15 protein-coding genes are annotated in these 19,361 nt (G+C 72.5%); 2 read left to right on the top strand and 13 right to left on the bottom strand.

The annotated features are described in order from the left end of the window. Positions 1 to 40: 40 nt before the first annotated feature. The 13 genes from B1A86_RS05435 to B1A86_RS05375 form a co-directional block, all read right to left on the bottom strand. A complete protein-coding gene (locus B1A86_RS05435) occupies positions 41 to 1,501 on the bottom strand; it encodes a glutamate synthase subunit beta (RefSeq protein ID WP_138976799.1) in 1,461 nt (486 codons plus the stop codon). Continuing rightward, entirely contained in the window at positions 1,494 to 6,146 is a 4,653-nt protein-coding gene (gene gltB, locus B1A86_RS05430; RefSeq protein ID WP_049147614.1) for a glutamate synthase large subunit, read from the bottom strand. The genes B1A86_RS05435 and gltB overlap by 8 nt, the downstream gene beginning before the upstream one ends. 203 nt (positions 6,147 to 6,349) lie before the next feature. Further along, complete coding sequence (gene lgt, locus B1A86_RS05425; RefSeq protein WP_078025552.1) at positions 6,350 to 7,357, bottom strand: prolipoprotein diacylglyceryl transferase; 1,008 nt, start codon at positions 7,355 to 7,357, stop codon at positions 6,350 to 6,352. 2 nt (positions 7,358 to 7,359) lie between these two features. Further along, a complete protein-coding gene (gene trpA / locus B1A86_RS05420; RefSeq protein ID WP_078025553.1) occupies positions 7,360 to 8,166 on the bottom strand; it encodes a tryptophan synthase subunit alpha in 807 nt (268 codons plus the stop codon). Continuing rightward, on the bottom strand, positions 8,163 to 9,488 hold the full coding sequence (gene trpB, locus B1A86_RS05415) for a tryptophan synthase subunit beta (RefSeq protein WP_060973957.1): 1,326 nt from the start codon (positions 9,486 to 9,488) through the stop codon (positions 8,163 to 8,165). Before trpB ends, trpA begins: the two co-directional genes overlap by 4 nt. A gap of 29 nt (positions 9,489 to 9,517) precedes the next feature. Continuing rightward, the gene (gene trpC, locus B1A86_RS05410) at positions 9,518 to 10,324 is read right to left on the bottom strand and encodes an indole-3-glycerol phosphate synthase TrpC (RefSeq protein ID WP_063189271.1); all 807 of its coding nucleotides are present in this window, start codon (positions 10,322 to 10,324) and stop codon (positions 9,518 to 9,520) included. Positions 10,325 to 10,329: 5 nt separating this feature from the next. Next, positions 10,330 to 10,653, bottom strand: coding sequence for an HGxxPAAW family protein (locus tag B1A86_RS05405; RefSeq protein WP_036338645.1), 324 nt, complete (start codon positions 10,651 to 10,653; stop codon positions 10,330 to 10,332). A 125-nt stretch (positions 10,654 to 10,778) separates the two neighbouring features. Further along, positions 10,779 to 11,384, bottom strand: coding sequence for a Trp biosynthesis-associated membrane protein (locus B1A86_RS05400; RefSeq protein WP_036338648.1), 606 nt, complete (start codon positions 11,382 to 11,384; stop codon positions 10,779 to 10,781). After that, entirely contained in the window at positions 11,384 to 12,934 is a 1,551-nt protein-coding gene (locus B1A86_RS05395) for a chorismate-binding protein (protein WP_078025554.1), read from the bottom strand. The genes B1A86_RS05400 and B1A86_RS05395 overlap by 1 nt, the downstream gene beginning before the upstream one ends. Further along, complete coding sequence (hisI, locus tag B1A86_RS05390; protein ID WP_036382780.1) at positions 12,931 to 13,311, bottom strand: phosphoribosyl-AMP cyclohydrolase; 381 nt, start codon at positions 13,309 to 13,311, stop codon at positions 12,931 to 12,933. Before hisI ends, B1A86_RS05395 begins: the two co-directional genes overlap by 4 nt. A gap of 44 nt (positions 13,312 to 13,355) precedes the next feature. Next, entirely contained in the window at positions 13,356 to 14,126 is a 771-nt protein-coding gene (hisF, locus tag B1A86_RS05385; protein WP_041102689.1) for an imidazole glycerol phosphate synthase subunit HisF, read from the bottom strand. 46 nt (positions 14,127 to 14,172) lie between these two features. After that, entirely contained in the window at positions 14,173 to 15,021 is an 849-nt protein-coding gene (hisG, locus tag B1A86_RS05380; RefSeq protein ID WP_036315380.1) for an ATP phosphoribosyltransferase, read from the bottom strand. Between the two features lie 53 nt (positions 15,022 to 15,074). Then, positions 15,075 to 15,338 carry a phosphoribosyl-ATP diphosphatase gene (locus tag B1A86_RS05375; RefSeq protein ID WP_010078767.1) on the bottom strand — a complete coding sequence of 88 codons (264 nt, stop codon included), beginning with the start codon at positions 15,336 to 15,338 and terminating at the stop codon, positions 15,075 to 15,077. Between the two features lie 1,357 nt (positions 15,339 to 16,695). Here B1A86_RS05375 and B1A86_RS05370 point away from each other — a divergent pair. Together B1A86_RS05370 and B1A86_RS05365 are read left to right on the top strand one after the other, a co-directional pair. Next, a complete protein-coding gene (locus B1A86_RS05370; protein ID WP_036337238.1) occupies positions 16,696 to 18,117 on the top strand; it encodes a hemolysin family protein in 1,422 nt (473 codons plus the stop codon). Next, the gene (locus B1A86_RS05365; RefSeq protein ID WP_036337237.1) at positions 18,117 to 19,133 is read left to right on the top strand and encodes a CNNM domain-containing protein; all 1,017 of its coding nucleotides are present in this window, start codon (positions 18,117 to 18,119) and stop codon (positions 19,131 to 19,133) included. Before B1A86_RS05370 ends, B1A86_RS05365 begins: the two co-directional genes overlap by 1 nt. Positions 19,134 to 19,361: the final 228 nt, after the last annotated feature.

The following is a 19,361-nucleotide window of genomic DNA, read 5'->3' as shown; positions in this document are numbered from 1 at the left end:
AGGGCGGGCCCGCGTGGCGTCGGAAGATGAGACGGAGGACTCAGCCGAGGACGAGGCCGCGGTCGTCCGGGTCCACGGGGTGCGGCAGTCGGGACCAGCGCTCGAGCGACTCGTCGACCTCCTGCGCGCACGCACGCCCCTCGGCGATGGCCCAGACCACCAGGGAGGCGCCGCGCCCGGCGTCGCCGCACGCGAACACGCCCGGCTCGTCGGTCTCGTACCCGTCCTTCCGGGCCACGAGCCCGCGTGTCACGTGCACGCCGAGCTGCTGCGTGAGCAGCCCCTCCTCGATGCCGGTGAAGCCCAGCGCCAGCAGCACCAGGTCTGCCTGGACCTCGCGCTCGGTGCCCGCCTTGGGCCCGCGCGTGCCGTCCTCGCGGTACTCGGTCTCCGCCACGCGCAGGGCGCGCACGCGGCCGTGCTCGTCGCCGAGGAACTCGACCGTGGAGGCAAGGTGCGCGCGGGCGCCGCCCTCGGCGTCGGCCGTGGTCTGCTGGTGGACCTTGGGGATCGTGGGCCACGGCTGGTGGACGGGGCGCTCGACCGGCAGCTGCTGGCCGATCGCCAGCGTCGTCACGGACGCCGCCCCCTGGCGGTGCGCGGTGCCGATGCAGTCCGCGCCCGTGTCGCCGCCGCCGAGGATCACCACGTGGCGCCCCTCGGCGGAGATCTGGTCCGGGACCTCGTCGCCGGCGACCGCGCGGTTGGACTGCACGAGGTAGTCCATGGCGAGGTGGATCCCGTCGAGGCCGCGGCCGGGGACGGGCAGCTCGCGGGCCACGGGGGCGCCGGTCGCCACGATCACGGCGTCGAAGCGGGCCTTGAGCTGGTCCCAGGGCAGGTCGACGCCGATCTCCACGCCGGTGCGGAACCGGGTGCCCTCGGCCTCCATCTGCGCCAGGCGCCGGTCCAGGACGTCCTTCTCCAGCTTGAAGTCCGGGATGCCCAGCCGCAGCAGGCCGCCGAGGCGCTCGTCGCGCTCGTAGACCACCACGGTGAAGCCGGCGCGGGTGAGCTGCTGCGCCGCGGCCAGTCCCGCCGGGCCCGAGCCGACGACGGCCACGGTGTGGCCGTTCAGGCGGGCCGGCACGACCGGCTCGAGCCAGTCGTTGTCGAAGATCTGCTCCGCGATCGCCACCTCGGTCTGCTTGATGGTGACCGCGGGCTGGTTGATGCCCAGGGTGCAGGAGTCCTCGCACGGGGCGGGGCAGATCCGCCCGGTGACCTCGGGGAAGTTGTTGGTCGAGTGCAGTCGCGCGGCGGCCTCGTCCCAGCGTCTCCGCCGGACCAGGTCGTTCCACTCCGGGATGAGGTTGCCCAGCGGGCACCCGGAGTGGCAGAACGGGATGCCGCAGTCCATGCACCGGCCGGCCTGGGTGCGCACGATCGCCTCGTCCTGGCGGACGTACACGTCCTTGAAGTCCATGATGCGCACCGGCACCGGACGCGTGGGGCGGTCGACGCGCTCCCGGTTCTTCAGGAATCCGCGCGGATCAGCCACGGGTCACCTCCAGCAGTCGGTCCCAGACGGCCTCCCCGTCCGGGTCGAGTCCCTCGGCCGTCGCGGCCTGACGGGTGCGCAGCACGAGGTCGTACTGCCGGGGCAGGACGGTCGTGAAGCGGTCCCACGCGGCGTCGGCGGCGTCCCCGCCGGCCCGCAGGTCGGCGAGCAGCGCGGCGGCGACGGCGGAGCCCGTCTCCGCGCGGTGCAGCTCCAGCAGCTCGGCGATCCGCAGCCGGTCCTGCGCGGACGGCGCCTCGAGGATCAGGGCGTCCTCGCGGACGGCGAGTGGGTTCAGGTCCTCCCGGTCCAGGTCCAGCACCCAGGCCCGCCCGCCGGACATGCCGGCGGCGAGGTTGCGGCCGGTCTCGCCGAGGATCAGCGCCTCACCGCCGGTCATGTACTCCAGGCCGTGGTCGCCGATGCCCTCGGCCACCGCGGTGGCGCCGGAGTTGCGCACGAGGAACCGCTCCCCCACGCGGCCGCGCAGGAACAGCTGGCCCGAGGTGGCGCCGTAGCCGATCACGTTGCCGGCCACGGTGTTCTCCTCGGCCACGAACGGGGCCTCGGCGTCGGGGCGGACGATCACGCGTCCCCCCGACAGGCCCTTGCCGACGTAGTCGTTGGCGTCGCCCGAGAGCCGCAGGGTGACGCCGGCGGGCAGGAAGGCGCCGAGGGACTGGCCGGCCTCGCCCGTCAGGCGCACGGTGATCGTGTCGTCGTCCAGCTCGTCGGCGAGCCGCGTGCTCGTGACGTGGTAGCCCAGCAGCGTGCCCACGGACCGGTCCGTGTTCACGACGGCCTCGTCCATCACGACGGGCGTGCCCGTCGTGAGCGTGTCCCCCAGCCGGGCGATGAACCGGTGGTCGATGTGGGAGGCGAGGTCGTGGTCCTGCTCGGTGGTGCGGCGCATGGGCGCGTCCTCGTGGCCCGGACGCCGGCCGACGGAGGGGTCCGCGAGGATGCCCGAGAGGTCCAGGCCCTCGGACTTCCAGTGGTGCAGGGCCGCGTCCACGTCGAGCAGCTCGCGGTGGCCGATCGCCTCGTCGAGCGTGCGGAAGCCCAGCTGCGAGAGCAGCTCGCGGACCTCCTGCGCGATGAACTCGAAGAAGTTGACGACGAACTCGGGCTTGCCCGTGAAGCGCGCGCGCAGCTCGGGGTTCTGGGTGGCCACGCCCACGGGGCACGTGTCCAGGTGGCACACGCGCATCATGATGCAGCCGGAGACCACGAGCGGGGCGGTCGCGAAGCCGAACTCCTCGGCCCCGAGCAGTGCGGCGATCACGACGTCCCGGCCGGTCTTGAGCTGCCCGTCCACCTGGACGGTGACGCGCTCGCGCAGGCCGTTGAGCATGAGCGTCTGCTGCGCCTCGGCCAGGCCGATCTCCCACGGGGTGCCCGCGTGCTTGAGGGAGTTCAGCGGGGAGGCGCCCGTTCCGCCGTCGTGGCCGGAGATGAGCACGACGTCGGCGCGCGCCTTGGCGACGCCCGCGGCCACCGTGCCCACGCCGGACTCGGAGACGAGCTTGACGTGGACCCGCGCGGTCGGGTTGGCCCGCTTGAGGTCGTGGATCAGCTGCGCCAGGTCCTCGATCGAGTAGATGTCGTGGTGCGGCGGCGGGGACACCAGGGAGACGCCCGGGGTCGAGTGCCGCGTGCGGGCGACCCACGGGTACACCTTGGTCCCCATCAGCTGGCCGCCTTCGCCGGGTTTGGCGCCCTGGGCCATCTTGATCTGCAGGTCGGTCGCGGTGGCCAGGTACAGGCTGGTGACGCCGAACCGGCCCGAGGCGATCTGCTTGATCTTCGAGCGGCGCTCCGGGTCCAGCAGGCGCTCGGGGTCCTCGCCGCCCTCGCCCGAGTTCGAGCGGGCGCCGAGGCGGTTCATGGCGATCGCGAGGGTCTCGTGCGCCTCCTGCGAGATGGAGCCGTAGGACATCGCGCCGGTGGAGAAGCGGCGCACGATCGACTCGACGGGCTCCACCTCGGAGACGGGCACCGGCGGCCGCTCGCCCGTACGCAGGCGCATGAGCCCGCGCAGGGTCATGAGCTCCTCCGCCTGGTCGTCCACGCGACGCGTGTAGTCCTTGAAGACGTCGTAGCGCCGCTCCCGCGTGGAGTGCTGGAGGCGGAACACGGTCTCGGGGTTGAACAGGTGCGGCGCGCCCTCGCGCCGCCACTGGTACTCGCCGCCCACCTCGAGCTCGCGGTACGGGTTGATGTCGTTGCCGTCCGGCGGATACGCGAACTCGTGGCGCGCCTGGATCTCGGCGGCGACGACGTCGATGCCCACGCCGTCGAGCGGGCTCGTGGTGCCCACGAAGTAGCGGTCCACGAAGCGCCGGGACAGGCCGAGCGCCTCGAACGTCTGGGCGCCGGTGTAGGAGGCGACCGTGGAGATGCCCATTTTGGACATGATCTTCTGGACGCCCTTGCCGAGCGCCTTGATCAGGTTCGCCACGGCCTGCTCGGCGGTGACGCCCGAGACCTCTCCCGTGCGCACGAGCTCCTCGGCGGACTCCATGGCCAGGTACGGGTTGACCGCGGAGGCCCCGTAGCCGAGCAGGACGGCCACATGGTGGACCTCGCGCACGTCGCCCGCCTCGACGATCAGCGAGCTCTTGGTGCGGTTGGCCGAGGCCAGCAGGTGGTGGTGCACGGCGGAGGTCAGCAGCAGGGACGGGATCGGCGCCCACTGGGCGGTGGCGCCGCGGTCGGACAGCACCACGTACTCCACGCCGCGGTTGACGGCGGCCGAGACCTGCTCGCAGATCGCCTTCAGCTGGGCGCGGAGCTCCTCGACGCCTCCGGCCACCCGGTACACGCCGTTCACCTTGAGGGTCAGGCGGGTGCCGTCGGCGTCGCGCAGGTGCTGGATGCGGGCCAGCTGGTCGTTGTCGATCACGGGGAACGGGACGTCGACCTGGCGGGTGCGCACCTGCTCGAGGGAGAGCACGTTGCCCTGCGGGCCGATCGCGGTGCGCATCGAGGTCACCTGCTCCTCGCGGATCGCGTCGAGCGGCGGGTTCGTCACCTGGGCGAAGGACTGCACGAAGTAGTCGAAGAGCAGCCGGGGCCGCTTGGCGAGGACGGCGATGGGCGTGTCCGTGCCCATCGCACCGAGCGGCTCGGCGCCCGTCTGGGCCATCGGCCCGACGAGGATGCGCAGCTCCTCCGAGGTGTACCCGAAGATGCGCTGACGCTGCAGGATCGACTCGGAGGTGTGGCGGACGTGCTCGCGCTCGGGGAGCGACTCCAGGTCCAGGAGGTTCTGGCGCACCCAGTCCTCCCACGGCTGGGCGGAGGCGACCTCGGCCTTGATCTCGTCGTCGCCGATGATCCGGCCCTGCTCGGTGTCCACGAGGAACATGCGCCCCGGGGCCACGCGCCCCTTGCGCACCACCGCCGAGGGCTCGATCGGCACGACGCCGACCTCGGAGGCCAGGACGACGAGGCCGTCGTCGGTGACCCACCAGCGGGCGGGGCGCAGGCCGTTGCGGTCCAGCACGGCGCCCACCTGGGTGCCGTCGGAGAAGGCGACGGCGGCCGGTCCGTCCCAGGGCTCCATGAGCATGGAGTGGTACTGGTAGAAGGCGCGGCGGGCCGGGTCCATGGTCGCGTGGTTCTCCCACGCCTCCGGGATCATCATCATGATCGCCTGGGTGAGCGGGCGCCCGGAGAGCATGAGCAGCTCCGCGACCTCGTCGAAGGAGGCCGAGTCTGAGCCGATGGGGCTGATCAGCGGGAACAGGTCCTCGGGGACCTCGCCGAGCATCGGGTGCTTGAGCTGGCCCTGACGGGCGCGCATCCAGTTGCGGTTGCCCTTGACCGTGTTGATCTCGCCGTTGTGCGCGATGGTGCGGAACGGCTGGGCCAGCGGCCACGAGGGGAACGTGTTGGTGGAGAACCGCGAGTGGACCACGCCCAGCCGGGTGGTGAACCGCTCGTCGGAGAGGTCCGGGTAGAACGGCTCCAGCTGGGCCGTCGTCAGCATGCCCTTGTAGACGATCGTCTGGGACGAGAGCGAGGGGAAGTAGACGCCGGCGCGGGACTGGGCGCGGCGGCGCACCCGCCACGCCCGCACGTCCAGCGACTGCCCCGGCTCGGTGCCGTCCTGACCGTCCGCCAGGGACAGGAACAGCTGCTCGAACGCGGGCATGGCCGCCCGGGAGCCGACGCCCAGGGCCGAGGGGTCGGTGGGCACCTCGCGCCACGCCAGGACCTGCAGCCCCTCCTCCTCGGCCAGCCGCTCGACGGCCTCCTTCGCCTCGGCGCGCTCGCCGTCGACGGGCGGCAGGAAGGCGGTGCCGGCGACGTACTCGCCCACGGGGGGCAGCTCGGCGTCGACGACGGCACGGAACAGCTCGTCGGGGATCTGGGTCAGCAGGCCGGCGCCGTCGCCGGTGCCCTCGTCGGCGCCCACCGCCCCGCGGTGCTCGAGCGCGCGCAGGGCGGTCAGCGCGTGCTGGACGATGTCGTGGCCCGGGGTGCCCCGCAGGGTGGCGATGACGGCGAGGCCGCAGTTCTCGGTCTCCCGGGACGGGTCGTAGAGGCCCTGGGCGGCGGGGACGTCCGCATAGCGGACGAAGGGATCCACCGGTCCCCCCGCGCGGGGGGCCGAGGCGGGCGAGGATGCCACGGGCATGGTGCCGTCCTTTCCGGAGAGCAGGGGCTCGGACGGGGACGGCGCTGGCCCCGACGCTCGGGGCCGACGGCCCCGAGGTGGAAGAGACGCTACCGGGCGCGACGTCCCACTGTGCGGAACCGGACGTTCTGTGACACGCCGAATGTCCACCATGTGGGACACCGGGGCCCCGGGCGCCCCTCGCGGGCGCGCCGGGGAGCGGGTCAGCGCCGGACGGCGTCGTCCTCCGCCGCGCCCACGGCGTGGGACCCGGAGCGGCCCGCGGCGACGGCGACGCCGTCGTCGCCCTCGGGGGCGTGCCCGGCGCGCCACACGCTCTGGTGGGCGTGGGGGCCGGCGGCCGCGCCGCGATGGCGCAGCAGGATCCCGACGATGAACGCGAGGGCGATGACGAACACCAGCAGGGACGTCCACACGTTGAGCCGCTGGGTGACGCCGAAGAGCGTGACCATCTCGGCGTCGTCGATGCGCAGCATCTCGATCCACGTGCGGCCCGCGGTGTACCAGGCGACGTAGGACCACAGCATGAGGCCGTGGCGCAGGTGCAGCGCGCGGTCCACGAGGAGCAGCAGCGCGACCCCGGCCAGGTTCCACAGGCACTCGTAGAGGAACGTGGGGTGGAACAGCGTGTCCGGGGCGTAGCCGGCCGGGAAGTTCGGGCTGGCCGGGTCGACCTCGAGCCCCCAGGGCAGGGTCGTCGGGCCGCCGAAGAGCTCCTGGTTGAACCAGTTGCCCCACCGGCCGATGGCCTGGGCCAGCAGGATGCCCGGCGCGACGACGTCGCCGAAGGCCGTCAGCCGCAGCCCGTAGCGGCGGCACGCGATCCACGCGCCCACGGCGCCGAGGGCGATCGCGCCCCAGATGCCCAGTCCACCGTTCCACACGTACAGGATCTGGATCGGGTCGCCCGTGCCGTCGAAGCCGGGCCCGAAGTACCGGTCCGGTGAGGAGAACACGTGGTAGAGCCGACCGCCCACGAAGCCGAACGGGATGGCCCACAGGGCGATGTCGAGCACACGGTCCTCGGGGCCGCCGCGGGCGCGCCACCGACGCTCGGCGAGCCACAGCGCCAGGACGATGCCCAGGATGATGCACAGCGCGTACGCGTGGATCTTCACCGGGCCCAGCTGGAACCCGTCCCACCCGGGGGCGGGGAAGGCGGCGAGCGGGGCCAGGGCGGCGGGGGACGCCAGGGAGGCCAGGGCGGTCATGCTCAGCCCTCCCGGACGGCGCCGGCGGCCAGCTCGCGGGCGAGGGCGCCGACGGCCTGCGGCCCGCCGTCCGTCAGCGCGCGCACCAGGGCCGTGCCGACGATCGCGCCGTCGGCGTAGGCGCCGATCTCGCGGACGTGCGCGGCCTGGGAGACGCCGAGGCCGACGCACACGTGCTCCGCCCCGGCATCCTGGGCCCGGCGGACCACGGTCTCGGCGACGGTGGACACCGCGTCGCGGGTGCCGGTGACGCCCATGACCGACACCGCGTACACGAAGCCGCGGGAGGAGTCGACGGTGAGGCGCACCCGCTCGTCCGTGGACGAGGGCGCGGTGAGGAACACGCGGTCCAGGCCGTGACGGTCCGAGGCCTCCATCCAGGCGCCGGCCTCCTCGGGCACGAGGTCAGGGGTGACGAGACCCGCGCCCCCGGCCTCGGCGAGGCGGCGCGCGAACTCGTCGACGCCCATGCGGTCCACGAGGTTCCAGTACGTCATCACCAGCACCGCGGCGTCAGTGCGCTGGGTCACCCGTCGGATGATGTCGAAGACGTCGGCCACGTGGAAACCCGCCTGCAGGGCGGCCTGGGTCGCGGCCTGGATCACGGGGCCGTCCATCACGGGGTCCGTGTAGGGCAGGCCCAGCTCGATGACATCGGCGCCGTTGTCCGCGGCGGCGACGACGGCCTCGACGCACTCGTCCACGGACGGGTAGCCGGCCGGCAGGAAGGCGACGAGGCCGGTGCGGCCGGCCGCCTTCGCGGCATCCAGGGCCGCGGCGGTCTTGGAGTTCACGGTCATGCCGGTCACTGCTCCTCTCCGGGGGTCATCTCCTCGAGCGGGTCCTTCTCCTCCGTGGCCGTGCCGAGGCCGAACCAGGCCGCCGCGGTGGCGACGTCCTTGTCCCCGCGGCCGGAGAGGTTCACGATGATGATCCGCTCCTGACCCTCCGGGGCGTCCGGCCCCACGAGGCCCTCGTCCGCCCAGCGGCGGGCCAGGCGCAGCGCGCCGGCCAGGGCGTGGGCCGACTCGATGGCGGGCGTGATGCCCTCGGTGCGCGTGAGCCGGAGGAAGGCGTCCATGCACTCGGTGTCCGAGACCGGCTCGTAGACGGCGCGGCCCGTGTCGTGCAGGAAGGCGTGCTCCGGGCCGACGGCCGGGTAGTCCAGGCCCGCGGAGATCGAGTGGGAGTCGATCGTCTGCCCGTCCTCGTCCTGCATCAGGTACGTGCGGGCGCCGTGCAGCACGCCGGTGCGTCCGAGCGTGATGGACGCGGCGTGGCGGCCGGTCTCGAGGCCCTCGCCGCCGGCCTCGAAGCCGTAGAGCTCCACCCCAGGGTCGTCGAGGAAGCCGTGGAACAGGCCCATCGCGTTGGACCCGCCGCCCACGCACGCCGCGACGGCATCCGGCAGGCGGCCGGCCTGCGCCAGGATCTGCTCGCGGGCCTCTTCGCCGATCACGGAGTGGAAGTAGCGCACCATGGCGGGGAACGGGTGCGGGCCCGTGACCGTGCCCATCAGGTAATGCGTGGTGTCCACGGAGGCGACCCAGTCCCGCAGGGCCTCGTTGATCGCGTCCTTGAGGGTGCGGGCGCCGATCGCCACGGGGACCACCTCGGCGCCGAGCATCTGCATGCGGGCCACGTTCAGGGCCTGGCGGCGGGTGTCCTCCTCCCCCATGTACACGGTGCACTCCATGCCGAACAGCGCGGCCGCCGTCGCCGTGGCCACGCCGTGCTGGCCGGCGCCGGTCTCCGCGATCAGGCGCGTCTTGCCCATGCGGCGGGCGAGCAGCGCCTGGCCGATCACGTTGTTGATCTTGTGCGAGCCGGTGTGGTTGAGGTCCTCGCGCTTGAGGAAGATGCGCACGCCGGGGGTGTCCGCGGCGAACCGCGGCACCTCGCTCAGCAGGGAGGGCCGGTTCACGTAGTCCCGGAACAGGGTCCGCAGCTCGGCCTCGAAGGCGGGGTCCTGCCGCGCCTCCTCGTAGGTGCGGGTGAGCTCCTGCAGCGCGGCCATGAGGGACTCGGGCATCCACTGCCCCCCGTAGTCGCCGAAGTAGGGCCCGGCCTGACCCTGATACGGCCCCTCGAACTCGATCGCGGGCTCGGTGCTCGGACGGTCGGCGCTCATGGCGACCACGCTCCTCGGGTCTGGTTCGGTCAGCGGACGGTGAGGGACGCGGCGCGGAACGCGCGCAGCGCCTCCTCGGGGGCGCCGTGGCGCACGAGGGCCTCGCCCACGAGCACGACGTCGGCGCCCGCGGCGGCGTAGGCCTTGATCTGCTCCTCGGACTCGACGCCCGACTCGGCGACCCGGACGACGTCCTCGGGCAGCCCGTCGGCCAGCGCGGCGTAGCGGGCCGGGTCGACGTCGAGGGTCTTGAGGTTGCGCACATTGACGCCGAGGATGCGGGCGCCGGCGGCGACGCCGCGCTCGATCTCCTCGGGCGTGTGGGCCTCCACGAGGGCGTGCATGCCCAGGGACTCGGTGAGCTGCAGGAAGCCGGCCAGCTCGGCGTCGTCGAGGGCGGCCACGATCAGCAGGACCAGGTCGGCCCCGTGGGCGCGGGCCTCGTGGATCTGGTACTCGGTGACGGTGAAGTCCTTGCGCAGGACCGGCAGATCGACGGCGGCACGCACGGCGTCCAGGTCGGCCAGGCTGCCGCCGAAGCGGCGGGCCTCGGTGAGCACGGAGACGGCACTGGCGCCGCCGCGCTCGTACGCGCGGGCCAGGGTGGCCGGCTCGGGGATCTCGGCGAGCGCCCCCTTGGAGGGGCTCGCCCGCTTCACCTCGGAGATCACCCGGATCCCCGCGGGGTCGGTGCGTCCGCCGTGCAGGGCCGCGTGGGCGTCGCGCGGCGCAGGGGTGGCGGCCACCAGCTCGGACAGGCGCGCCTCGGGCAGGGCACGGCGGCGAGGCTCGAGGTCCTCACGGACGCCGTCGATGATCTCCTGGAGGACGGACACGCGGATCAGTGACCGTGCTGGCCGCGACCCGCGCCGGCCTTGCCGGCGACGATGCCCACGACGACGCCCACGGCCATCAGGGCCACGCCGATCCAGACGACGACGCTCCAGTCGGCGAGCAGGCCGACGCAGCCGGCGACGAAGCCGACGAGCACGAGTGCCACCATGGCCCACGCGCCGGGCGAGTTGCCGTGGCCGGGCAGCTCGAGGTGGGTCGGGTCGTTGAGCACCAGGCCGTCCTCGGTGACGACGACGTCCTCGACGGCGCCGCGGCGGGCGGCGCGACGGGTGGTGGGCTCGGTGTGCGCGGTGTTCGCGGTGTGGCTCATGGCTGTCCCTCACTGGTGCGTGGTGTACATGACGACTGTCCCTCATTGTGCCATGCGGGCACGGGGCCGGGCCCGCGTGACCCGGGACGACCCGGGCGGTGCGGGGCGGTCCGAGAGACGGGCACTCACGTGGGGTCGTTGCCGCGGGACAGCTCGTCCCACGCGTCCATCTGGTCCACGCGCCGGCGCTGGGCCGCCTCGCGGGCGGACTGCGCGGGCTGCTCCCCGGCGGCGGCCGGGCCGGGCTCGGAGGCCGCAGGCGCCTTCTCGTAGCGCCGGGACGAACGCCAGCCACGGCCCGCCAGTGCCGCCACGACGCCGCACAGCGCCGCGAGCACGCCGCCGGCCGCCGCGACCCACGGCCACGCCGTCACGGCGTAGTCCTGCGCGAGCGCGGTGGTCCCGGTCGCGTCGGCGACCGCGGCGGCCGCCGTCGTCGCCGGATCCAGGGCGGCGGTGACCGAGGTCGAGGCGATCACGACCCCAGCCAGCGCCATGAGCACGCCGACGATCACGGCGCCGAGGCGCCGGGCGGTGGTCAGGGCGAGGGCACCGGCCATCACGACCAGGGCCATGGCGGTGGCGACGGGCGCGGCGGCGCCGCCCGACGTCGTCGCCTCGGAGGCGATCCCGCCGGACAGGCCCGTGGCGGTCACCCAGGTGCGGCCCGCCGTGAGCAGCACGAGCGCGCCGGCGGCCAGCGCGGCGAGGACCACGGTGCGGCGGCGCATCACGCCTGCCCCAGCTCGCCCGCGGTCAGCACGGACCGCAGCGGCGCCGTCGCCTTGGTGACGGTCTCGGCGGTCTCGGCGTCGGGATCGGAGTCGGCGACGATGCCGGCGCCGGCCTGCACATGTGCCTGGCCGCGGTGCAGCGTGGCCGAGCGGATGTTGATCGCCATGTCCATGTTGCCCGCCAGGTCGAAGTAGCCGACGACGCCGCCGTAGGGCCCGCGCTCGGTCGGCTCCCACTCGTCCAGCAGCTGCAGGGCGCGGGGCTTCGGGGCACCGGACAGCGTGCCAGCGGGGAAGGCGGCGCGGAGGACGTCGAGCGCGTCGACGTCGTCGCGCATGCGGCCCTCCACATGCGAGACCAGGTGGAGGATGTGGCTGAACGCCTCGAGCTCCATGAACTGGGTGACCTCGACGGTGCCGGGGCGGCACACGCGCGAGAGGTCGTTGCGGGAGAGGTCCACGAGCATGAGGTGTTCGGCCCGCTCCTTCTCGTCCTCCAGCAGGTCCTTGCCGAGGAGGCGGTCGTCCTTCTCGGTGGCCCCGCGCCGCCGTGAGCCGGCGATCGGATGGGTGACCACGCGGCGGTCCCGCACGGTCACGAGCGCCTCGGGCGAGGAGCCCACGATCTCGTACGGCTCCCCGTCCGGGGTCTCGAAGGAGAAGAGGTACATGTAGGGGCTCGGGTTCACCGTGCGCAGGACGCGGTACACGTCCAGACCGGTGGCGTCCGTGGTGACCGAGAGACGGCGGGAGACGACGGCCTGGAACACGTCGCCGTCGCGGATCGCCCGCTGGGCCTTCGCGACAGCCTCGCGGAAGCCTTCGGCACCCCACCGGTCCTCGGCCTGGGCGGCGACCTCGTCCGCGTCCGCCTCGAGCCAGCGGCGCGGGACGTCGCTGACCGGGTCCGCGGCCGGGGCGGCCAGGCGCTCCACCATGGCGTCCAGGCGGGCGAGCGCGTCGTCGTAGGCGCGGTCCGCGCCGGTGGCCAGGCCGTTGCCGTTCACCGCGTTGGCGATCAGCGTCACGGTGCCGTCGAGGGCATCGTGCACGGCCAGGTCGGTGACGAGGTTCATCGCGAGGTCGGGCAGGCCGAGGTGGTCCTCGGGCGGGTGCGGCAGGCGCTCCCACGCGCGGACCGTGTTCCAGCCCAGGAAGCCGGCCATGCCGGAGACGAGGTGCGGCAGGACGCCTCCGACCTCGGCGCGCACGTCCGTGCGCAGCAGGCGCAGGCACGCCGCGAGCACGTCCAGGGCGCGGCCCTGCGTGGGCAGCCCCTCGGGCGGGGTGCCCTGCCAGTGCGCCTCGCCGTTCCGCGAGGTCAGGGTGACGGATGAGCCGGCCCCGATGAAGCTGTACCGGGACCACGCCGCGCCCGGGGTGGCGGACTCCATCAGGAAGGTGCCGGGGCGGGAGCCGGCCAGGCGCCGGTGGATCGCCAGCGGCGTGAGGCCGTCCGCCAGCACCGTGCGGACCACGGGGATCACGCGGGCGGTGTCCGCCAGACGCAGGAACTCCGCACGGGAGGGAGTGGTGGCGGCGGTCATCGGGCGGCCTCCTCGGGGTCGACGGCGGCCGGCGGCATGACGAGCTCGCGGCCGGTGAAGCAGGTGCGGGTGCCCGTGTGGCAGGCGGGGCCGGTCTGGTCCACGGTGAGCAGCAGGGTGTCGCCGTCGCAGTCCGCGTGGACCGCGCGCACCCGCTGCAGGTGGCCCGAGGTCTCCCCCTTGCGCCACAGCTCGCCGCGCGAGCGGGACCAGTAGGTGGCCCAGCCGGTCTCGAGCGTCGCGCGCAGGGACTCCTCGTTCATCCACGCCATCATGAGCACCTCGCCGGTGCCCTCCTGCTGGGCGATGGCGGGCACCAGGCCCCGGTCGTCGAAGGTCACGGAGGCCACGAGGTCGTCGGGCGGGGAGATGCTCATGGAGGTCCAGTCTAGGGAGCCGGAGCGGGGCGTGGCCGCCGGGGTCAGCGGACGGTGTGCCCCGCCTGCCGCAGGGCGTCCTTGACGCGGGCGAGCATGTCGTCCGGGCCGAAGTGGAACAGGGAGGCGGCGAGCACCGCGTCCGCACCGGCCGCGACGGCGGGTGGGAAGTGCTCGGGCTCGCCGGCGCCGCCGGAGGCGATCAGCGGCACGCGCGTCACGGCGCGCACGTCCCGGATCATCTCCAGGTCGAAGCCCTCGCGGGTGCCGTCCGCGTCGATCGAGTTGAGCAGGATCTCCCCCACCCCGCGCTCGGAGGCCTCCCGGCACCAGGCGACGGCGTCGATGCCGGTGCCCCGGCGGCCGCCGTGGGTGGTGACCTCGTAGCCGGAGGCGCAGCCCGGGTCCTCCGTGCGCCGGGCGTCGAGGGAGAGCACGAGGACCTGGGACCCGAAGCGGCGGGTGATCTCCGTGATCACCTCGGGCCGGGCCACGGCCGCCGTGTTGACGGAGACCTTGTCCGCCCCCGTGCGCAGCAGCCGGTCCACGTCCTCGACGGTGCGCACGCCGCCGCCCACGGTCAGCGGGATGAAGACCTCCTCGGCCGTGCGGGTCACGACCTCGTAGGTCGTGGCGCGGTCCGAGGTGGAGGCGGTGACGTCGAGGAACGTGAGCTCGTCGGCGCCGGCGGCGTTGTAGCGGCGAGCGAGCTCGACCGGGTCGCCCGCGTCACGCAGGTTCTCGAAGTTCACGCCCTTGACCACGCGCCCGGCGTCCACGTCCAGGCAGGGGATGACACGCACGGCGAGGCTCACGTCGGCTCCTTCGTCTCGGGGGGCTCGGGCGGGACGGCGCGGGCCGTCAGAGGCGGATCGCGTGGATCGCGGAGATCAGGATGCCGCGGGCGCCCAGGGCGTACAGCTCGTCCATGACGCGGTTGGCGTCCGGTTTGCGGACCATGGAGCGCACGGCGACCATCGTCTCGTCCCGCAGCGGGGAGACCGTCGGTGACTCCAACCCCGGGGTGACCGCGGTGGCCGCCTCCAGCAGGTCACGGCGGATGTCGTAGTCGATCATGACCCAGCGGCGGGCCACGAGCACGCCCTTGAGGCGGCGCAGCAGCACGTCGAGGCCCTCGGGGCGCTCCCCCGCGCGGCCGATCAGCACGGCCTCCGAGTCGAGGATGGGCTCGCCGAAGACCTCCATGCCGGCGGCGCGCAGGGTGCTGCCGGTCTCCACGACGTCGGCGATCGCGTCCGCCACGCCGAGCTTGACGGAGGACTCCACGGCGCCGTCGAGGTGCACCACCGTGGCGTCCAGGCCGGTGCGGGCCAGGTAGTCGGAGAGCAGGCCGTCGTAGCTCGTGGCGATGCGCTTGCCGGCGAGCTGCTCGGCGGAGGTGAAGGAGCCGACGGGGGCGGCGAGACGGAACACGGAGCGGCCGAAGCCGAGCGCCATGATCTCCTCGGCGGTGTCCCCCACCTGCGCGTCGCAGAACAGGTCGCGGCCGGTCAGGCCGACGTCGAGGGTGCCCTGGCCGACGTAGACGGCGATGTCCCGGGGACGCAGGTAGAAGAACTCGACGTTGTTCTCGGGGTCCACGAGGACGAGCTCGCGGGAGTCCCGGCGTTGCCGGTAGCCGGCCTCGGTCAGGATCTCACGGGCGGACTCGGACAGGGCGCCCTTGTTGGGCACGGCGATGCGCAGCACGCGTCGGTCTCCTCGGGGTGCGGTGGGGCGGGCGGGGAACGGGGCCGGCGGCCTCAGAGGTGGCGGTAGACGTCCTCGAGGCTGATGCCGCGGGCGATCATCATGGTCTGCACGTGGTACAGCAGCTGCGAGATCTCCTCGGCGGCGGCCTCATCCGACTCGTACTCGGCGGCCATCCAGACCTCGGCCGCCTCCTCGACGACCTTCTTGCCGATCGCATGGACGCCGGCGTCGATCTGGGCCACGGTGCCGGAGCCCTCGGGGCGCTCCTGCACCTTGCGCGTCAGTTCCGCGTACAGCTCGTCGAAGGTCTTCACGGGACCACCCTAGCGACCCTGCCCCTCCAGCCCAGACCGGAGTCGGTCATTGTGACGTACGGGACGGCGGGGTTTTCGCCACGCGCTGCACCTACGGGCCCACGTGGGACGTGCCGGCCGCTCAGCGTCCTCCCCCTCCCATGTCTGCACGTTCCTTCACTCCCATCGGGGCACGCGCGCGAGGCGGCCGTGGACGTGGGGATGACGGGCTGAACGTGCCCGTCCGGTCCGCACGCATGGCCCGGGCGACCTCCGACAGGTGGGCACGACACGCTCGTTTCTGACCCCAGCGACGACACCGCTCCTTGCACACCTGAGACACCACCAGGTCGATCACTGCCCCGAACCCCGCCCGGGCCCACCGCACCAGATCTCTTCCGCGACGCACACATCCATCTCGTCGACTGTCCACGCGTCCGGGCCTCGGGTCCAGGCCCTGGAGGTCACCGGCGGGCGGCGCGGCCGCGCCCACGTCGCCGACGGGGAACAGGAATGATGCGGCGAGAGGATCTGGGGGTAGCCGTCGTGGCCCTCCTCCCCTTCCCGGACGAGGAGCAGAGCCCCGCGCTCGGACCCGCGAACTGGAGCATGACCCACCACGATGAAGGCGACCCATCCCGTCCCGCACACCGAGTGAGCGCCCGGTTGCAGCGAGCGCAGAAGATCCTCTCCCGCTGGCGGGTGGCCACGGGCAATGCGGTGGAAGGCATGGAATGGGAGCGGGATCCCGGTGATGCGCAGCTCGTGGAGATGGCTCGGCTGCCCAGCAGTGCCGAGCTGCCCAGCGCTGGAGCCTGGCTTCCGGGGCTGGAGATCCTCATGGGCCTTCGTCGCAGACCTGGTGCCGGGCCCCCTCAACCACCGGCTCGCCACGTGCTCGTTCTATCGGGAGAAGGCTTCGGCGCCCGTCCCCTCGGCACGTCGCCATGCTCGCCCTGACGTGAGCCGACGTTCGTGGGTGCGGGGCGTCGGCCGACTCCCACGGGGGTGGCCTCACACGCACCCGACGGTCTGTCCCACCACGTCTCAAACCCTCCGACACTTCTGTCCAACAGCTCGGTTTGGGACCGTTTCTGACGTGATGCTCTCGTGGGCGGACGGGGCGTGTAAAGGGGTATACCCGGCTGGACATCCTGGCGGGCAGATGCCCGATGTCGGCGGCGAGGCCACACCCCACCTTGCCCTGCGACCGGTCACCGGTGGTAATGTGCCGCCATTATTCATTCGACCCCTTATGGAGCCCCTGAATACATGAGCGACGGCCCAGCCGCCTGCCCTGGTGACAGTCCGAGCGTCACCCCCACCCCACCCCGCAGCTGGCGGGGTCGCCTGCACCTCGTGGGGAGGTGACTCAGGCATGGATCCAGTCCTGACACTGATCCTCGGATCCCTCATCATCCTGGCGATCATCGCCGCCAACGGCTTCTTCGTGGCCCAGGAATTCGCGTACATGTCTGTAGACCGCGTCCGCCTGCAGACCGCCGCCAAGGCCGGCGACCGCGCCGCCGCCCGCGCACTGCAGGTCACTCGCCGCACCTCCTTCATGCTCTCCGGCGCGCAGCTGGGGATCACGGTCACAGGCCTCATGGTGGGCTACGTGGCAGAGCCGATGGTGGGTGCGGCCCTGACCGAGTTGCTCGGCGGCACCGCACTGCCTTCTGAAGTGGTCATCGCCATCTCCACGCTGGGCGTACTGGTGGTGGCCACCCTGGTGCAGATGATCATCGGCGAGCTGTACCCCAAGAATTTGGCCATCGCCAACCCCGAGCCCCTGGCCCGCGCTCTGGCCCGGCCCACACAGATCTACCTCGGCCTGTTCGGCTGGCTCATCTGGGTCTTCGACAAGGCGGCCGAGGTGCTGCTCAAGCTCCTGCGCATCGAGCCAGTGCACGACGTCGACAGCACCGCCTCCGCCGAGGACCTGGACCGCATTGCCCTGGACTCCAGAGCTTCCGGATCCTTGCCCGCGGAGGTCTCCGTCCTGATCGACCGGGTGCTGGACTTCCCAGACCAGGACGTGCAGCACGCGATGGTGCCCCGCTCGCGTGTGGACGAGGTTCAGCCCCAGACCTCCCTGGCTCAGGTGCGCGACCTGATGGCCACCGGCCACACCCGCTACCCGGTGATCTCGAACGAACACGAACCGCTCGGGGTAGTCCACCTCACCGACCTGCTCGGTGAGACCCGGATGGCCCCGGACACCCCCGTGTCCGCCCTGATGCGCCCTGCACTGGTGCTGCCCACGATGATGTCCCTGCCCGACGCAGCCCGGGAGCTCGACGGCTCAGGGCAGCAGATGGCGTGCATCGTGGACGAGTTCGGCGGCTTCGTCGGCGTGCTCACAGTGGAAGACCTCGCGGAGGAGCTCGTGGGCGAGCTCACGGACGAGCACGACCTGCACCCCCAGGAGGAGATCACCGCCACAGGCCTGCACTCCTGGGTCCTGAGCGCAGAGGCCCACCTGGACGAGCTTGAGCGCCTCGTCGGGCACCCCCTGCCCGTGACCGAGGCCGAGTCCGCCGCCGGTCTGACCATCGACGCTCTGGGCCGTCTGCCCCGGGAAGGCGAGGTCATCACGATCGACCTGCCCGAGGACCCACGAGACTTCGGGGCTGAGGAGGTCTACGACCGCCACCTGCAGGTCGAGGTCCTCTCCATCCAACGCAGGGTCCCGGCTCGACTGCGGATCCACCTCATCGAGGTGCCCCGCTCTGACACCGCCGGCAGCCATGCCGCCCACGAGGCCCAGCCCGACGCCACCACGGACGAGGAGCGATGATGCACGGTCCACTGATCGTCATGCTCGTGACCACAGCGCTGATCGTGCTCAGCGCGATCTTCGTCATCATGGAGTTCTCCCTGCTGGGCGCCCGCCGGCACCGGCTAGAGGCCGAGGCAGGACGCAGCCGCGCCGCGCGGGCCGCTCTCAAGGGAGTCGACGAGCTGACCCTCATGCTCGCCGCAGCCCAGTTGGGCATCACCTTGTGCACCTTCGCCCTGGGGGCGATCACCAAGCCGGCCGTCGACGCATGGCTCGGCCCCGTCCTGGAGGACTGGGGCATCCCCGCAGCGGCAGCCGGAACCGCCTCCTTCGTCCTGTCCTTGCTGGCCGTGACCTTCCTTCACCTGGTCATCGGGGAGATGGCCCCCAAGTCCTGGGCCATTGCCCACCCCGAGACCGCAGCCAAAGCCGTGGCCGTGCCCGCACGCGCCTTCGTCTGGACCGTTCGCCCCCTGCTGCTGCTGGCCAACCGGCTGGCCAACCGCCTGGTGACCCTCAGCGGCGTCACCCCCGTGGACCAAGCCGCCGTGGGCGGCTACGACGCAGCGGCCATTCGTCAGCTGGTTGAGCACTCCGCCGCCGCCGGCACCCTGGACCGGCAGAACCATGAAGCCTTGGCCGGTGCCCTGGACCTTCAGACCCTCACTCTCGGGGACCTCCTCCCCCAGGGTCAGCACCCGGTCAAGGTCGCCCCCGACGCCGACGTCGAGGCGGTCCAGAATGCCGCTGCGTGCTCAGGGCACTTGCGTATCCTGGTCCAGCCGGACCATACCCCTGAGAGCGTTCCGGGCGTCGTCCACGTGCGGGACACCCTCACGATGGAGCCTTCTGCGCCAATCCAGCCGCTTATCCAGCAGGCTCTGACGCTGCCCTCCACCACACCGTTGCACGAAGCACTTGCCTCCATGCGCCGCAACAGCCGCCAGCTGGCCGCAGTAACCCAGGACAACCGGTTCACTGGGGTCGTCACCCTCACCGACGTCTTGCGCGGAGTGTTGCCCCGCGCGGCTTGAGTCCACACCTCGGCAACACCACCGCGGGGGCCGCTGAAACGGCCCCCGCGGTGGTGTGGACAAAGAATCAGAATCGGCACAGTGGCCTCGCCCCCCATTCCGGCCTCAATGGGCTCAGTCATGCTCCGACTCACGGGCGTGTAACGGCTAAATCGGTCGTTTGTGGCGGCTGCTCGGTGTGCCGCCCGGTGTCATGTGTGGCTTGCGCCGCTATATGGCGGGGTTCTG

Source organism: Micrococcus sp. KBS0714, from assembly GCF_002008305.4.
In the GTDB taxonomy this organism is placed as follows: domain Bacteria; phylum Actinomycetota; class Actinomycetes; order Actinomycetales; family Micrococcaceae; genus Micrococcus; species Micrococcus luteus.
This window is presented reverse-complemented; position numbering and strand designations above follow the sequence as displayed.